This is a genomic window from Ramlibacter agri (genome assembly GCF_012927085.1).
GTDB classification, from domain to species: domain Bacteria; phylum Pseudomonadota; class Gammaproteobacteria; order Burkholderiales; family Burkholderiaceae_C; genus Ramlibacter; species Ramlibacter agri.
This window is the reverse complement of the sequence record NZ_JABBFX010000004.1, coordinates 364,240-377,666: the sequence shown is the minus strand read 5'-3', so window position 1 is coordinate 377,666 and position 13,427 is coordinate 364,240. Positions and strand designations below refer to the sequence as shown.

16 protein-coding genes are annotated in these 13,427 nt (G+C 69.8%); 9 read left to right on the top strand and 7 right to left on the bottom strand.

Annotation, left to right across the window (positions count from 1 at the left end; all coding sequences use genetic code 11):
• Positions 1-9 precede the first annotated feature (9 nt).
• Positions 10-1,146 (bottom strand): iron-containing alcohol dehydrogenase, encoded by a 1,137-nt coding sequence (locus tag HHL11_RS31690; RefSeq protein ID WP_169422618.1) that lies wholly within the window; start codon positions 1,144-1,146, stop codon positions 10-12.
• Positions 1,147-1,250: 104 nt separating this feature from the next.
• Here HHL11_RS31690 and HHL11_RS31685 point away from each other — a divergent pair, with 104 nt between their 5' ends.
• From HHL11_RS31685 to HHL11_RS31675, 3 genes are read left to right on the top strand one after another with little or no spacing between them, the layout of a single operon-like run.
• On the top strand, positions 1,251-2,162 hold the full coding sequence (locus tag HHL11_RS31685) for an alpha/beta hydrolase (protein WP_169422689.1): 912 nt from the start codon (positions 1,251-1,253) through the stop codon (positions 2,160-2,162).
• Positions 2,159-3,028 carry a YbgC/FadM family acyl-CoA thioesterase gene (locus HHL11_RS31680; protein ID WP_169422617.1) on the top strand — a complete coding sequence of 290 codons (870 nt, stop codon included), beginning with the start codon at positions 2,159-2,161 and terminating at the stop codon, positions 3,026-3,028. The genes HHL11_RS31685 and HHL11_RS31680 overlap by 4 nt, the downstream gene beginning before the upstream one ends.
• A gap of 5 nt (positions 3,029-3,033) precedes the next feature.
• The gene (locus tag HHL11_RS31675; RefSeq protein WP_169422616.1) at positions 3,034-5,337 is read left to right on the top strand and encodes an O-antigen ligase family protein; all 2,304 of its coding nucleotides are present in this window, start codon (positions 3,034-3,036) and stop codon (positions 5,335-5,337) included.
• Here HHL11_RS31675 and ygfZ read toward each other — a convergent pair.
• On the bottom strand, positions 5,313-6,230 hold the full coding sequence (gene ygfZ / locus HHL11_RS31670; RefSeq protein WP_169422615.1) for a CAF17-like 4Fe-4S cluster assembly/insertion protein YgfZ: 918 nt from the start codon (positions 6,228-6,230) through the stop codon (positions 5,313-5,315). The two genes, HHL11_RS31675 and ygfZ, sit on opposite strands and share 25 nt — an antisense overlap.
• 12 nt (positions 6,231-6,242) lie before the next feature.
• Here ygfZ and mltG point away from each other — a divergent pair, with 12 nt between their 5' ends.
• The 6 genes from mltG (at position 6,243) to HHL11_RS31640 (ending at position 10,798) form a co-directional block, all read left to right on the top strand.
• Entirely contained in the window at positions 6,243-7,277 is a 1,035-nt protein-coding gene (mltG, locus tag HHL11_RS31665) for an endolytic transglycosylase MltG (RefSeq protein ID WP_169422614.1), read from the top strand.
• Complete coding sequence (gene tmk, locus HHL11_RS31660) at positions 7,274-7,912, top strand: dTMP kinase (RefSeq protein WP_169422613.1); 639 nt, start codon at positions 7,274-7,276, stop codon at positions 7,910-7,912. The genes mltG and tmk overlap by 4 nt, the downstream gene beginning before the upstream one ends.
• The gene (locus HHL11_RS31655; protein WP_342593307.1) at positions 7,909-8,910 is read left to right on the top strand and encodes a DNA polymerase III subunit delta'; all 1,002 of its coding nucleotides are present in this window, start codon (positions 7,909-7,911) and stop codon (positions 8,908-8,910) included. Before tmk ends, HHL11_RS31655 begins: the two co-directional genes overlap by 4 nt.
• Positions 8,907-9,272, top strand: coding sequence for a PilZ domain-containing protein (locus HHL11_RS31650; protein WP_169422612.1), 366 nt, complete (start codon positions 8,907-8,909; stop codon positions 9,270-9,272). The genes HHL11_RS31655 and HHL11_RS31650 overlap by 4 nt, the downstream gene beginning before the upstream one ends.
• 63 nt (positions 9,273-9,335) lie before the next feature.
• Positions 9,336-10,142 (top strand): TatD family hydrolase, encoded by an 807-nt coding sequence (locus tag HHL11_RS31645; protein WP_169422611.1) that lies wholly within the window; start codon positions 9,336-9,338, stop codon positions 10,140-10,142.
• 2 nt (positions 10,143-10,144) lie between these two features.
• Complete coding sequence (locus HHL11_RS31640; RefSeq protein WP_342593306.1) at positions 10,145-10,798, top strand: ankyrin repeat domain-containing protein; 654 nt, start codon at positions 10,145-10,147, stop codon at positions 10,796-10,798.
• A 32-nt stretch (positions 10,799-10,830) separates the two neighbouring features.
• On the opposite strand, the gene HHL11_RS31635 is transcribed toward HHL11_RS31640, so the two are convergent.
• The 5 genes from HHL11_RS31635 to HHL11_RS31620 all read right to left on the bottom strand — a co-directional run bounded on the left by HHL11_RS31635 (position 10,831) and on the right by HHL11_RS31620 (position 13,318).
• Positions 10,831-11,202, bottom strand: coding sequence for a hypothetical protein (locus HHL11_RS31635; protein WP_169422609.1), 372 nt, complete (start codon positions 11,200-11,202; stop codon positions 10,831-10,833).
• Between the two features lie 164 nt (positions 11,203-11,366).
• On the bottom strand, positions 11,367-11,894 hold the full coding sequence (locus HHL11_RS31630; protein WP_169422608.1) for a GNAT family N-acetyltransferase: 528 nt from the start codon (positions 11,892-11,894) through the stop codon (positions 11,367-11,369).
• 79 nt (positions 11,895-11,973) lie between these two features.
• The gene (gene gvpK, locus HHL11_RS34960) at positions 11,974-12,072 is read right to left on the bottom strand and encodes a gas vesicle protein GvpK (protein WP_169422607.1); all 99 of its coding nucleotides are present in this window, start codon (positions 12,070-12,072) and stop codon (positions 11,974-11,976) included.
• A gap of 19 nt (positions 12,073-12,091) precedes the next feature.
• On the bottom strand, positions 12,092-12,220 hold the full coding sequence (locus HHL11_RS34780) for a hypothetical protein (protein WP_281068756.1): 129 nt from the start codon (positions 12,218-12,220) through the stop codon (positions 12,092-12,094).
• Between the two features lie 30 nt (positions 12,221-12,250).
• A complete protein-coding gene (locus tag HHL11_RS31620; RefSeq protein WP_169422606.1) occupies positions 12,251-13,318 on the bottom strand; it encodes a dipeptidase in 1,068 nt (355 codons plus the stop codon).
• Between the last annotated feature and the right edge of the window lie 109 nt (positions 13,319-13,427).

The window sequence follows — 13,427 nt, the reverse complement described above, 5'->3', positions numbered from 1 at the left end:
CGCGCGGCGTCACATCGACGCTTCGAGCATCTCCCGGTAGTCCTGCGGGCTCGCTTCGCGCGGGTTCGTCTTGTGGCAATGGTCCGCCAGCGCGCCCTTGATGATCTCGTCGAAGGCAGCGCGCTCCACGCCCATGGCGGCCAGGCCGGACGGCAGGCCGAGCCGCGCGTTCATGTCGCGGATCGCCTCCGGGATGTCGCCGGCGGACTTCAGGCCCATCGCATGGGCCATGCGTTCCAGCCGGCGGTCCTTCTGCACGGAGGGCGCTTGCGCGTTGAAGCGCACCACAGCCGGCAGGAACATCGCGTTCAAGGTGCCATGGTGCAGCCGGGGGTCGACGCCGCCCAGGCTGTGGCTCAAGGAATGGACGCAGCCCAGGCCTTTCTGGAAGGCCATCGCGCCTTGCATCGACGCGCTCATGAGGTTGAAGCGGGCCTCGCGGTCACTGCCGTCGCGCGTGGCGCGTTCGATGTGTCCCCAGCCGCGCTCCAGGCCATCCAGCGCGATGCCATCGGCCGGCGGGTTGACGGCCGCCGACATGAAGGTCTCCATGCAGTGCGCGATGGCGTCCATGCCGGTGGCCGCAGTCAGCTTCGAGGGCAGGCCCAGGGTCAGCTCGGGGTCGCAGATCGCCGCCTTGGGCACCAGCAGCCAGTTGTGGAAGCCCAGCTTGCGGTGGTCGTCGACGATGATGATGGCGCCACGCGCCACTTCGCTGCCGGTGCCGCTGGTGGTGGGCACGGCGATCAGCGGCGCGACCTTCTCCGTGATGCGCGGCGAACCGCCTTCGATCGTGGCGTAGCGCGTGAGGGGGCCTTCGTGCGTGGCGAGGATCGCGACGCCCTTGGCGCAATCGATGGAGGAGCCGCCGCCGACCGCGACGAGGCCGTCGCAGCCCTGCGCCTGGTAGATCTCTGAAGCGGCCCGCACCGCCGCCTCGGTGGGATTGGACGGCGTCTGGTCGAACACCGCATGCGGCAGGCCGCCCAGGGCATCCAGCGCCTTCTGCAACACGCCGGCCGCGCGCACGCCGGCGTCGGTCACGACCAGGGGCTTGCGGATGCCGGCGCGCTCGCATTCCTGCTTCAGCAGCTGCACCGCCCCGAAGTCGAACTGGACCTGGGTGACGTAGTAGATCAAGGCCATGGCGCGTCCCTTACGATGGTGCACTTGACTGTAAGCCAGCGGCCGCCAGGCGCGCTGCCTCGAGCGTGACATTCCTTCCCCAGTTTCCCGAACTCACCCCGGCCATGCGCTCGGTGCTGCAACGCATGGCGCGCGCCGGCCATCCGCCGCTTTACCTGCTGCCGCCCGAACAGGCGCGCGCCGCCTACGAAGCCGGCGCCGGCGTGCTGGAGGTCGACCGGCCGGCCCTGGCCCGCGTGCAGGACCTCGAGATCTCCACGCGCGACGGCGCGCGGCTGCCGGCCCGGCTCGTGGCGCCGGAGCAGGGCGCCTTGCCGGTGCTCGTGTACTTCCATGGCGGCGGCTTCACCATCGGCAGCGTCGATTCGCACGACACCTTGTGCCGGGTCCTCGCGAAAGAAGCGGGTTGCGCGGTGCTGTCGGTGGGCTATCGCCTCGCACCCGAACACCGCTTCCCGACCGCGGTGAACGACGCCTGGGACGCCGTGCAATGGCTCGCGACGCAAGGCGCCGCTTTGGGGCTGGATACGAGCCGCATGGCGGTCGGTGGCGACAGTGCGGGCGGCACCCTGGCCGCGGTCTGCGCCACGCTGGCACGCGACGCCGGCCTGCCCTTGCGCTTGCAGCTGCTGTTCTACCCGGGTTGCGCCGCGCGCCAGGAGTCGCCCTCGCACCTGCGCTATCACGAAGGCCTGCTGTTGGAGCAAGCCCACATCGAATACTTTTTTCGTCACTACATCGATGCGGGCGAACGCGACGACTGGCGCTTCGCGCCGCTGAACACACCGGACGTGGAAGGCGTCGCGCCGGCCTGGTTCGGCCTGGCCGAATGCGACCCGCTGGTCGATGACGGCCTGGCCTACGCGGATAAACTCCGGGCTGCGGGCGTCGCGGTCGAGCTGGAGATCTACCGCGGCGTCACCCACGAATTCGTCAAGATGGGCCGCGCGCTGCCGGAGGCCCGGCAAGCCCATGCCGACGCCTCGGCCGCCCTGCACAAGGCTTTCGCACCATGAAGAGACAAGAGTTCCGGTTTTTCCATCGCCTGCGGGTGCGCTGGGCCGAGGTGGACATCCAGAAGATCGTCTTCAACGCCCACTACCTGATGTACTTCGACACTGCCGTCGCCGACTACTGGCGGGCGCTGGCGATGCCTTACGAGGAGGCGATGCACCTGCTCGGGGGCGACATCTACCTGAAGAAGACCTCGGTCGAATTCCACGCCTCGGCCCGCATGGACGACCGGCTCGACGTGGCGCTGAAGTGCTCGCGCGTCGGCACTTCCTCGATGACCTTCCTCGGCGCCATCTACCGCGGCGAGGACCTGCTGATCACCTGCGAACTGGTCTACGTGTTCGCGGACCCGGCCACCCAGACTTCGAAGCCGGTGCCGCCGGCCCTGCGCGCCATGCTCACCGGCTACGAGGCCGGCGAAGCGATGGTGCAGGTGAAGACGGGCGACTGGCAGGCGCTCGGCGCCGACGCCGGCAGCATCCGCACGGCGGTGTTCGTGCAGGAGCAACGCATTCCCGCCGAACTGGAATGGGACGAGGCCGACAACACCTCGCTGCATGCCGTGGCCTACAACCGCCTGGGCCAGCCGGTCGGCACCGGCCGGCTGCTGCCCGCGCAGGACGGCGTGGCCAAGGTGGGCCGCATGGCGGTGCACCAGGTGCTGCGCGGCGGCCGCATCGGCGAGCAGGTGCTGCGCACGCTGGCCGACGCGGCCCATCGCCGCGGCGACCGCGCGCTGACCTTGCACGCGCAGCGCACGGCCAAGGATTTCTATGCCGGCCTCGGCTTCGCGCCCGAAGGCGAACCCTTCGAGGAAGCCGGCATCCCGCACCTGACCATGTCGCGCGCCCTGCCGCTCGCACGCTGAACAAGATGGCCCGCAAACGCCGCCCCGCGCCGGCCCCGTCGCGCGCGACTCCGTCCGGCGCACCCGCCGCTGCTCCCGCCGCTACTCCCGCCGCCACGCCCGCGCCCGCCGTGAAAGCGGCCGCGCCGGTGCGCCTGCCGTCCGAACCTGCTGACGACGGCTGGGCCGGCGCGCTGCTGGCCTTGATGATGTTCCTGGCGCCGGCGCTCGGCTCGCCGACCGAGCTGATGCTGCAGGACACGCTCAAGTCCGCGATCGTCTCGATGTGCGCGCTGGTCGCGGCGCTGCTGCTGTTCCTGCAGGTGCGCAAGCGGCGCGAGCCGCTGCGCTGGCATGCGGTGTTGTGGCTGCCCCTGATGCTGCTGGCCTATGCGCTGGGCAGCATGGCCTGGTCGCACACCTTCCTGGCTTCGGTGGAGTCGATCCGCTGGTTCGTCTTTGCGCTGCTGGTCTGGCTGGGGCTGAACGTGCTGACGCGCCAGCGCCTGGGCTGGCTGGCCGCGGGCTTCCATGCCGGCGCCGTGGTGGCGTCGGTCTGGGCCGTACTGCAGTTCTGGGCCGACCTGCCGCTGTTCCCGCAAGGGCCGGTGCCGGCGTCCACCTTCATCAACCGCAACTTCTTTGCCGAATTCGTGGTGTGCACCGTGCCCTTCGGCATGCTGCTGCTGGCGAAGGCGCGGCGCAGCGGCACCGTGGCCCTGCTGGCCTGCAGCAACGCGCTGGTGGTGCTGGCCCTGTTCATGACCGGCACGCGGGCGGCGCTGATCGCGCTGTGGCTGCAGCTGTTCCTGCTGTTGCCGCTGATCGCCTGGCGCTGCCGGAGCCAGTTCGCCTTCCCGGCCTGGAGCCGCAACCTGCGGGCCATCGCGATCGGCCTGTTCCTCGGCCTGTTGCTGGGCCTGGGCATGATTCCCACCGACAACGCCAAGGTGCTGGACGAGGAGCGCGGCGCCACCGCCCTGCAGCGCGCCGTCAACCGCACGGAATCGATCGGGCCCAAGGACTACTCGCTGGGCGTGCGCATGGTCATGTGGCGCGCCACGCTCAATGCGATCCGGGCCAAGCCCCTGGTCGGCCTGGGCGCCGGCGCCTGGGAAAGCGAGATCCCGCTGTACCAGGCCGAAGGTTCGCAGCTGGAGACCGACTACTACGTCCACAACGAGTTCCTGCAGATGGTGGCGGAGTACGGCCTGGTCGGCTGGGTGTTCCTGCTGGGGCTGGTCACCTACCTGCTCACCGCTGCCTGGCGCAGCTGGAAAGCCGTGACCCCCGAGGCGCGCGAAGACCAGCCCTGGCGGGCGGTGATGCTCACCAGCCTGCTGGCCCTGATGGTCGTCAGCAACATCGGCTTCGCCTGGCGCATGGCGGCCACTGGCGCGCTGTTCGCGCTGTGCCTGGGCGGCCTCGCGGCCTCCGATGCGCGCCAGGGCTGGCGGCGCCGCTGGGCCGCGCTGCCGCTGCGCTGGAGCCCGATGACGGCGAGCGTCTGCCTGGGGCTGACCGGCGTCTGCCTCGTGCTGGCCCTGTACATCACCCAGCAGGCCGCGACGGCCGAACGCAAGCTGGTGCAGGCCGCCAAGCTGGCGCTGACCATCACCCAGTCGGGGCGCCCCAACAGCCCCGAATGGGACGGCACCAAGCGCGAGCTCCTGGAGCTGGTGCGCGAAGGCGTCGCCATCACGCCGCACTACCGCAAGATCACGCCGATGGTCGCCGACGAACTGGCGCGCTGGGGCGACTGGAAGGACGCCACCTGGATCTGGGAGAGCGTGCTCAGCTCGCGGCCCTACGTGGTGGCGATCATCAGCAACGCCGCCCGCGGCCACGCCAGCATGGGCGAGATGGACCAGGCGCTGGCCTTGCTGGAGCGCGCCAAGCGCATCCAGCCGCACGCACCGGCGGTGCGTTCGCTGGAGGTGATCATGCTGGCCCGCTCCGGCCAGGCGGACCGTGCCTATGCGCTGGCCAAGGAGGCCATCGACCAGGGCTTCTACGACTTCGACCTGGTGAACGCCGCGGTCGCCCTGGCGCTGCAACGCAAGGACTTCGCCATGGCGGAGAAGGCGACCGAGCTGCGCCTGAGGGACTGGCCGCAGACCAAGGCGCGCAGCCTGGTGCAGCTCGGGCTGATCCATATCCAGCAGGGCGACCTGGCCCGGGGCGCGCAGCAGGTGCGCGAGGGCCTCGCCGCCGCGCAGCAGCCGGAAGAACGCGACCAGCTGCTGCAGCAGGTGCCGCCGTCGTGGATGCCGCTGGTGACGGGCTCCGCGCCGGCGGCCGGCACTCAGACGTCGGCCAACAGCAAGTAGGGCAGGGGCTGCAGGTCCAGCCGGGCGCCGGTGGCGCTGCCCGCGTGCAGGTCGCCGGCCTCGGCGGCCGTGAGCTGCAGCGAGACGATCGCGTCCCAGCCGCCGCTGGGCGCCGGCGCGGCCTGGGCCACCACGCCCGCGGGCTGCTCGGGGTCGCCGGCCTGGAACACCTCCTGGCCGGGCGCGAGCTCCGCGTCGGCATGCGCCAGGAAAGCGCGCCGCTTGAGCGTGCCGCGGAACTGGCTGCGCGCCACGACTTCCTGGCCCGGGTAGCAGCCCTTCTTGAAATTGACGCCGCCCACGGATTCGTAATTGAGCATCTGCGGCACGAAGGCCTCGACGATGGGCGTGGTGATGGTAGCGACGGCGCTGCGCACCTCGCCCCATTGCCACAGGGTCGTGTCCAGCGCCGGGCCCGCCGGTGCGGGTGCGTCGGCGGGGCCCACCCACAGCGCGCGCGGCTGGCCGTCGGCCGGGTACAACTGCACCAGGCGGGCGGCGCCGAGGTCGGCGACGTTCCAGGGCGCCTGCGGCGCCGGCTGCAAGGCCTTGAGCGTTTCGCCGGCCACGCCGTACAGCGCGAACTCCGCGCTGGCGTCGCTGAGCTTCGCCTTCGCGCGCAGCACGAACATGGACAGGCGCTTCAGCGTGGCCGGCAGGACGTCGCGGCTGCACACCAGCAACACCTCGTCCGGTGCCCGTTTGAAAGCGATGAAACTGGCCTGCATGCGGCCCTTGGCCGTGCAGAAGGCCGCCAGCCGGGCCTCGTTGGCGCCCAGCAGGGCGAAATCCTGGGTCAGCTGGCCGTGCAGGAAGCTTGCCGCGTCCGTGCCGATGGCGCGGATGACGCCGAGTTGGGGCAGGGGGGCAACGCCGTTCAGGTGGAGACTCATGCCTGAATTATCATGGCCGGCACAAACCATGGATTGCAGAAGGGCGGGCGGTTGCTGCGGTTGCTGAAAGCATTGTTCCTGCTGGTGCTGGTGGCGGCCTTGGGCGCCGCGGGCGCCGGCTGGTGGTGGCTGCACCACCCTCTGACGCTGGCGCAGAGCCCGCTGGACCTGGATATCGAGCCCGGCACCCTGCCACGCGGCGTGGCCGAGGCCGTGCGCAAGGCCGGCGTCGACGTCGAACCGCGCCTGCTGTTTGCCTGGTTCCGGCTGTCGGGGCAGGGCAAGCAGATTCGCGCCGGCAGCTATGAACTCACCACTGGCATCACCCCGGAGCGGCTGTTGGACAAGCTGGCCCGCGGCGAGGAGTCGCTGCGCGCCGTGACGCTGGTGGAAGGCTGGAACATCCGCCAGGTGCGCGCCGCGCTGGGCAAGGGCGACGCGCTGCGGCAGGACAGCGCGAAGCTGAGCGACGAAGACCTGATGAAGCTGCTGGGCCGCCCCGGCGTGCACCCGGAAGGCCGCTTCTTTCCCGACACCTACACCTATTCCAAGGGCTCCAGCGATGTCGCGGTGCTGAAGCGCGCCATGCGCGCCATGGACAAGCGGCTCACCGTGGCCTGGAACGAACGCCGTCCCGGCATCGTGCTGAAGTCGCCCGAGGAGGTGCTGACCCTGGCCAGCATCATCGAGAAGGAAACCGGCAAGGCGGCCGACCGCACGCTGATTTCCGCCGTGTTCCAGAACCGGCTGCGGATCGGCATGCCGCTGCAGACGGACCCCACGGTGATCTACGGCATGGGCGACGCCTTCACCGGCAACCTGCACAAGGCCGACCTGCAGGCCGATACACCCTGGAACACGTACGTGCACCTGGGCCTGCCGCCGACGCCGATCTCGATGCCGGGCAAGGCCTCGCTGCTGGCCGCTGTGCAGCCGGCGCCGGGAAAGTACCTGTATTTCGTGGCCAAGGGCGACGGCACCAGCCAGTTCAGCGAGAACCTCGACGACCACAACCGGGCCGTCAACAAATACCAGCGCGGGCAATGAGCGGGCTGTTCCTCACCTTCGAAGGCATCGATGGCGCCGGCAAGTCCACGCACATCGACGCGCTGGCCGGCGCCTTCCGCGCCGCCGGCCGCACCGTCACGCTGACGCGCGAGCCGGGTGGCACGCCGCTGGCCGAGAAACTGCGCGCCCTGGCCTTGAACGAGCCCATGGACGCCCTCACCGAGGCGCTCGTGATGTTCGCCGCGCGCCGCGACCACCTGCTGCAGGTGATCGAGCCGGCCATCGCCCGCGGCAACGTCGTGCTGTGCGACCGCTTCACCGACGCCACCTTCGCCTACCAGGGCGGCGGCCGCGGCTTCGACCGCGAGGTGCTGCAGCAGCTGGAACGCTGGGTCCAGAGCGTGCCCGCGATTCGGCTGCCCGGCCTGCGCCAGCCAGACCTGACGGTCTGGTTCGACCTGGCACCGTCCGTGGCAGCGCAACGCCTGGCCGGCGCCCGCGTGCCGGACAAGTTCGAGTCGCAGCCGCAGGAGTTCTTCGCCCGCGTGGCCGAGGGCTACGCGCAACGCCTGCGGGCTGATCCGCGCCGCTTCCTGCGCGTCGATGCCGACCAGCCGCGCGAAGGCGTCTGGCAGGCGGTCGAACGCGGCGTGCGCGCCAGGGGGCTGCTGTGAGCACCGCGCCCTGGATCAGCGCGCAACTGCGCCAGCTCCTGTCCCAGCGTGGCCACGCCTGGCTGTTGCACGGGCCGTCGGGCCTGGGCCAGTACACCCTGGCGCTGGGCCTGGCGCAAGCCTGGCTGTGCGACCGGCCCACGCCGGATGGCGCCTGCGGCGAATGCGACAGCTGCCACCAGGTGGAGGTGCGCTCGCACATCGACCTGGCAGTGCTGATGCCTGAAGTGCAGATGCAGGAGCTGGGCTGGCCGCTGGACGAAAAGGCGCAGTCCGACCTCGACGACAAGAAGCGCAAGCCCAGCAAGGAAATCCGCGTCGACGCCATGCGCGCGGCGCTGGAATTCGCCCAGCGCACCAGCGGCCGCGGTCGCGGCAAGGTGATGCTGGTGTATCCGGCCGAACGCATGAACCAGGTGACGGCCAACGCCTTGCTGAAAACGCTGGAGGAGCCGCCCGGCGACGTGCGCTTCGTGCTCGCGACCGAAGCGGCGCACCAGCTGCTGCCCACGATCCGCAGCCGTTGCCAGGGCCATACCCTCGCCTGGCCGGCGGCGGAACAAGCCGAAGCCTGGCTGAAGGAGGAGGGCGTGCCCGCGGCGGCGGCACCGGTGCTGCTGCGCGCCGCCGGCGGCCGGCCCGAGGACGCGCTGCGCCTGCACCGGGCCGGCCTGGACGCCCAGGCCTGGGCCCGCTGGCCCAAGGCCCTGGCCCGGGGCGACGGCAGCGCGCTGGCCGACTGGGGGCCGGCGCAGGCCGTGGAGTCGCTGCAGAAGCTTTGCCACGACCTGATCGCCATGCGCAACGGGGCCGAGCCGCGCTTTTTCGCGCCCGGCGACCTGCCGCCGGCGGCCGACCCGGCCGCCCTGACGGGCTGGTGGCGTGACCTGGCTGCGACATCCCGCACGGTCGAACACCCTTTCAATGCCGGCTTGATGCTGGAAGACCTTGTGAGCCGGGCCCGGGCGGCCCTAAACTCGGAACCACACTCCCGATGAGCACCGCCCCCGCCCCCAATACCCCGCGCCCGAGCGTCATCCAGCTGGCCATCAAGGAGAAGGCCGCGCTGTATGCCGCCTACATCCCCTTGTTCGCCGATGGCGGCGTGTTCATTCCGACCACGCGTGAATACAAGCTGGGCGACGACGTCTACGTGCTGCTGTCCCTGCCGGACGACCCGCAGCGCTACCCGGTGGCCGGCAAGGTCGCCTGGGTCACGCCGGCGCGCGCCGCCGCCAACCGCACCCAGGGCGTCGGCGTCCGTTTCCCGAACGACGACAAGTCCAAGCTGCTCAAGGTGAAGATCGAGGAAATCCTCGGCGGCCACCTCGCGTCCGAGCGGCCCACGCAGACCATCTAGCTTCCCTAGAATCATGGGGTTTCGGCGCCGCCATCCGGGCGGCGCTGGTGCTTTTGCCACCCCATGTACGTCGACTCCCACTGCCACCTCAGCTTTCCCGAGCTCCAGTCCCAGCTGCCCCAGATCCGTGAGGCCATGGCCGCCGCGCAGGTCGACCGGGCCCTTTGCATCTGCACGACCCTCGAGGAATTCGACGACGTGCACGCGCTGGCCATGCAGTACCCCAACTTCTGGGCTTCGGCCGGCGTCCACCCGGACACCGAGAACCTGGAAGAACCCACGCTGGAGAAGCTGCTGGAACTGGCCGCGCGCCCGAAAGTGGTGGGCATCGGTGAAACCGGCCTGGACTACTACCAGATGGAAGAACGCAAGGGCGGCCGCAGCATCGCCGACCTGGAATGGCAGCGGGACCGCTTCCGCACGCACATCCGCGCCGCGCGCCAGTGCGCCAAGCCGCTGATCATCCACACCCGCGAGGCGTCGGACGACACCGTGTCCATCCTGAAGGAAGAGGGCGAGGACGGCGCCCCGGGCAGCGCTGGCGGCGTGTTCCACTGCTTCACGGAGACCGCGCAGGTGGCGCGGGCAGCGCTGGACCTCGGGTTCCACATCTCGTTTTCGGGCATCCTCACGTTCAAGAGCGCGGCCGACCTGCGCGAGGTGGCGAAGTTCGTGCCGGACGACCGGCTGCTGATCGAGACCGACAGCCCCTACCTGGCGCCGGTGCCGTATCGCGGCAAGGTCAACAACCCGTCGTACGTGCCCTACGTGGCGAGGTTGCTGGGCGAACTGCGCGGGACGAGCCCGGAAGCCATCGGGGCGCTGACCAGCGCCAATTTCGAGCGCCTGTTCACGGGGGTGAAGGCATGAGAATGCACTTGAAGTTCCTGGTGTATCTGGTTCTGGTGCTTTGGGTTTCCCTCGCACAGGCTGGTTCTTACGACGACTGGTTCACCGCCATCACGCGCGACGACCCCGGCACCCTGCAGAAGCTGCTGCAGCGCGGTTTCGACCCCGACACGGTGGACCCCAAAGGCACGGCCGGCCTGTTCATCGCCATGAAGGAGCAGTCGTACAAGGCGGCCGAAGTGCTGATCGCCTGGCCCAAGACCAACGTGGAATGGCGCAATCCCAAGGACGAAAGCCCGCTGATGCTGGCGGCGCTGAAAGGCAACCTGGACCTGGCCCGCAAGCTGATCGCGCGCGGCGCCGACGTCAACAAGACCGGCTGGGCGCCGCTGCACTACGCGGCCACCGCCGGCAACGTGCCGATGATCCAGCTGCTGCTGGACGAGAACGCCTATATCGACGCGGAGTCGCCGAACAAGTCGACGCCACTGATGATGGCGGCGTACTACGGCTCGATGGTTTCCGTGAAGGCGCTGCTGGAGGCGGGTGCCGACCCCAAGCTGCGCAACGAGCTGGGACTGTCGGCCGTGGAATTCGCGCAGCGCGCGAACCGTCCCGACGTGGCCGAGACGGTGGCTGCCGCGATTCGGGCCAAGCAGCCGAAAGGCAAGTGGTGACAACCACTTGCCCGCGATACCTCAAGTAAGGATCACTTCGCGCTGCAGGCCGCGATCATCTCCACGCCGGCGGACATGACGCTGTTGTCGCTCTTGCAGCGGGCCATGTCGGCGTAGTGGCCGCGGACGATGACACCCGGCGGGTTGTAGCGCAGCGTGGCCTGGGCCGAGAAGCCTTCGGCCGGTTCGGCCTGGCAGCGGGCGGCGCGTCCGGCCAGCTTCTCGACGCGGCGGCAGAACGCGTCGTCCGGATAGTCGAACTGGCGGATCACGTTGCCGCCGGAGTCGCGGTAAACGAGGTACTTGCCGGGCGGGCCGGCCGGCACTGGCGGCTCGGTGGCGCAGCCTGCAAGGATGGCGGCGGCTGCGGCCACCAGGAACAGACGGTTCTGGGTCAAAGGCATGAGATCTCCCAAGCGTGTACAAGGCGCTGCCTGCCTGGCAGCGACGCCCAGCTTTTTACAGGGATTTGCCCAGCTTGGGGTGCCACCGTAACTGTCCGATGGATTGATACGATGTGTATTATGTCAAATGCCAGATTGAGGCCATAGCCCGCTCTCTCCGGCTTTCAGCCATCCCGCGGCTCCCCCGGTGTCTCCAGGTTCAACTGGTAGAACGCCGCATCGAGCCAGCGGCCGAACTTGAAGCCGATCTGGCGCATGGTTCCCGAGTGCACGAAGCCGAGGCGCTCGTGCAGCCGGATGCTGCCCGCGTTCGCCGCGTCGATGCACCCGACCAGCACGTGCAACTGCTGTTCCCGCGCCCGCTCGATCAGCGCGCGCACCAGGAGTTCGCCCAGCCCGCGGCCGCGCGCGTCGCGGTGGACGTAGACGCTGTGCTCGACGCTGTACTTGTAGGCCGGAAAAGCACGGAAGGTTCCCCAGCTCGCGAACCCCAGCAAACGGCCGCTGTCGTCGACCGCGCCGATCACCGGGAAGCCGTTGGCCCGCTTGGTCGCGAACCAGGCCGCCATCGCCTGCGGCGGCCGCGGCACGTAGTCGTACAAGGCGGTGGAATTGACGATGGCCTCGTTGAGGATATCGAGGATCGCGGGTGCATGCGCTTCTTCCGTGCACTCGATCAGGTGTGGGTTCATTTGCTGGACTCCTGGCCGCGGGCGGTCGACGCTCGCCCGCGGCGAGCTGGTGCAATCGCCCGCCAGTATCACGGATACATCAAAGCATCTTGCCCAAAGGCCCCAGGTCCAGGTTCAGGTCTCCGGGCTGAAGGCCGAAACGGCGCGTGAGCTCGTGCACGGTCTCCTCCAGCTGCATCAGCGCGCGGCCGACCGCATCACCCTCCCCGCGCCTCGCGCCGCATGCGCAGCCGCGCCCGCGTCTGCTTCTCGCCGGAAGGCAGCACGAAATCCGCAGCGCACAGCAGCACCGTCCTGAACCACAGGATGTCGGCGCTGTCAGGCATCGGGAGCTCCTCGCGAAGGGCGTGCCCAGATCATCGCTGCGCGCCGGCCATCGCTTGTTTCAGGATGCGCACATAGTTGCCGCCGCACACATCGGCGAGCGTACTTTCTGGCAGGCCCAGGGTCGCGAGGCGATCGGCGACGGCGCGCAGGTCGGCATAGTCGACGAGCACCGGGTTCGCGCCGGCGCCATCGAGATCGGTCCCGAAACCGACGGCCCGCGGCCCCAGCAGGTCGACCATGCGCACGATCTCGTCCGCGTCGGTGCCGACGCTGTTCACCGGATACGAGCGGTCCCGCGAGCGCACGGACCAGAGCCCGACCACGCCGCCGCGCGCCGCGATCTTGCGCGCCTGCTCCGGCGACAGGGCGCGGGCCAGGTTGGCGGGCTCGTGCCAGCGTCCGCCGCCCGGGCGGATCCACGAATGCGACCAGGCGACGGGGCCCGACGTCGCATCGAGCACGGCATCGACCAGCGCCGGCGCGCCGTGCGCCAGGTCCAGCAGGATGCCCAGGCGCTGGCACTCGGCGACCACCTCGCGGGTGGGCGCCGGCAGCGCGCTCCCGTGGCGCGGAGCCACCGTCTGCAAGTCGCCCAGCGGCGAATCGATGTAGTGCACCAGTTGCAGGTGGCGCAGCCCCCAGGCGTGGGCCTGCGCGAGGCGGCTCGCATCGCCTTCCAGGAAGTTGGCGGCTTCGGAGGCCAGGACCACGCGGGGCTCACCGGCCATCGCCGCATCGAGGTCGGCGGGCGTGAGCGCCTTGGGCAGGTTCCATTCCTGCAGGCGCGCATCGACTTCCTCCAGTCGCTGCCGGAACCAGTTCCACGGCTCACCCGGCGCGGGCACGCCCTTCTGCGTGACGCCGAAGGACGTGGACTGGGTCCAGGGCGAGTCGTCGACGAGCGCCCAGGCGACCAGCCGTACGCCGTTGGCGTCCATCTCGTCACGCAGGCGCACCTTGCTGCCGCGGAAGATGCCACGGTGGGAATGCATGTCGGCGATGGGCGGCGCCGGCGCGGCGCGGGCCGGCACGGACAGCCCGGTCCCCAACAGGCCGGCACCTGCGATCAGCACGTCCCGCCGGTTCGGATTCGGCATGGCGAGTCTCCTCTACAGGACGCGAGGCTACCGCAGACGCGTGCTCATTCCCAGCTAAGCCAGCGCTCAAGGTGCGCTAAGGAGACGCGCCTAAAGTGCTGGCATCGAG

Excerpts from the sequence above, each read along its gene's own strand:
- HHL11_RS31690 (WP_169422618.1), bottom strand. The coding sequence starts at position 1,146 with ATGGCCTTGATCTACTACGTCACCCAGGTCCAGTTCGACTTCGGGGCG.
- HHL11_RS31685 (WP_169422689.1), top strand. The coding sequence starts at position 1,251 with ATGCGCTCGGTGCTGCAACGCATGGCGCGCGCCGGCCATCCGCCGCTT.
- HHL11_RS31680 (WP_169422617.1), top strand. The coding sequence starts at position 2,159 with ATGAAGAGACAAGAGTTCCGGTTTTTCCATCGCCTGCGGGTGCGCTGG.
- HHL11_RS31675 (WP_169422616.1), top strand. The coding sequence starts at position 3,034 with ATGGCCCGCAAACGCCGCCCCGCGCCGGCCCCGTCGCGCGCGACTCCG.
- ygfZ (WP_169422615.1), bottom strand. The coding sequence starts at position 6,230 with ATGAGTCTCCACCTGAACGGCGTTGCCCCCCTGCCCCAACTCGGCGTC.
- mltG (WP_169422614.1), top strand. The coding sequence starts at position 6,243 with ATGGCCGGCACAAACCATGGATTGCAGAAGGGCGGGCGGTTGCTGCGG.
- tmk (WP_169422613.1), top strand. The coding sequence starts at position 7,274 with ATGAGCGGGCTGTTCCTCACCTTCGAAGGCATCGATGGCGCCGGCAAG.
- HHL11_RS31650 (WP_169422612.1), top strand. The coding sequence starts at position 8,907 with ATGAGCACCGCCCCCGCCCCCAATACCCCGCGCCCGAGCGTCATCCAG.
- HHL11_RS31645 (WP_169422611.1), top strand. The coding sequence starts at position 9,336 with ATGTACGTCGACTCCCACTGCCACCTCAGCTTTCCCGAGCTCCAGTCC.
- HHL11_RS31640 (WP_342593306.1), top strand. The coding sequence starts at position 10,145 with ATGCACTTGAAGTTCCTGGTGTATCTGGTTCTGGTGCTTTGGGTTTCC.
- HHL11_RS31635 (WP_169422609.1), bottom strand. The coding sequence starts at position 11,202 with ATGCCTTTGACCCAGAACCGTCTGTTCCTGGTGGCCGCAGCCGCCGCC.
- HHL11_RS31630 (WP_169422608.1), bottom strand. The coding sequence starts at position 11,894 with ATGAACCCACACCTGATCGAGTGCACGGAAGAAGCGCATGCACCCGCG.
- gvpK (WP_169422607.1), bottom strand. The coding sequence starts at position 12,072 with ATGCAGCTGGAGGAGACCGTGCACGAGCTCACGCGCCGTTTCGGCCTT.
- HHL11_RS34780 (WP_281068756.1), bottom strand. The coding sequence starts at position 12,220 with ATGCCTGACAGCGCCGACATCCTGTGGTTCAGGACGGTGCTGCTGTGC.
- HHL11_RS31620 (WP_169422606.1), bottom strand. The coding sequence starts at position 13,318 with ATGCCGAATCCGAACCGGCGGGACGTGCTGATCGCAGGTGCCGGCCTG.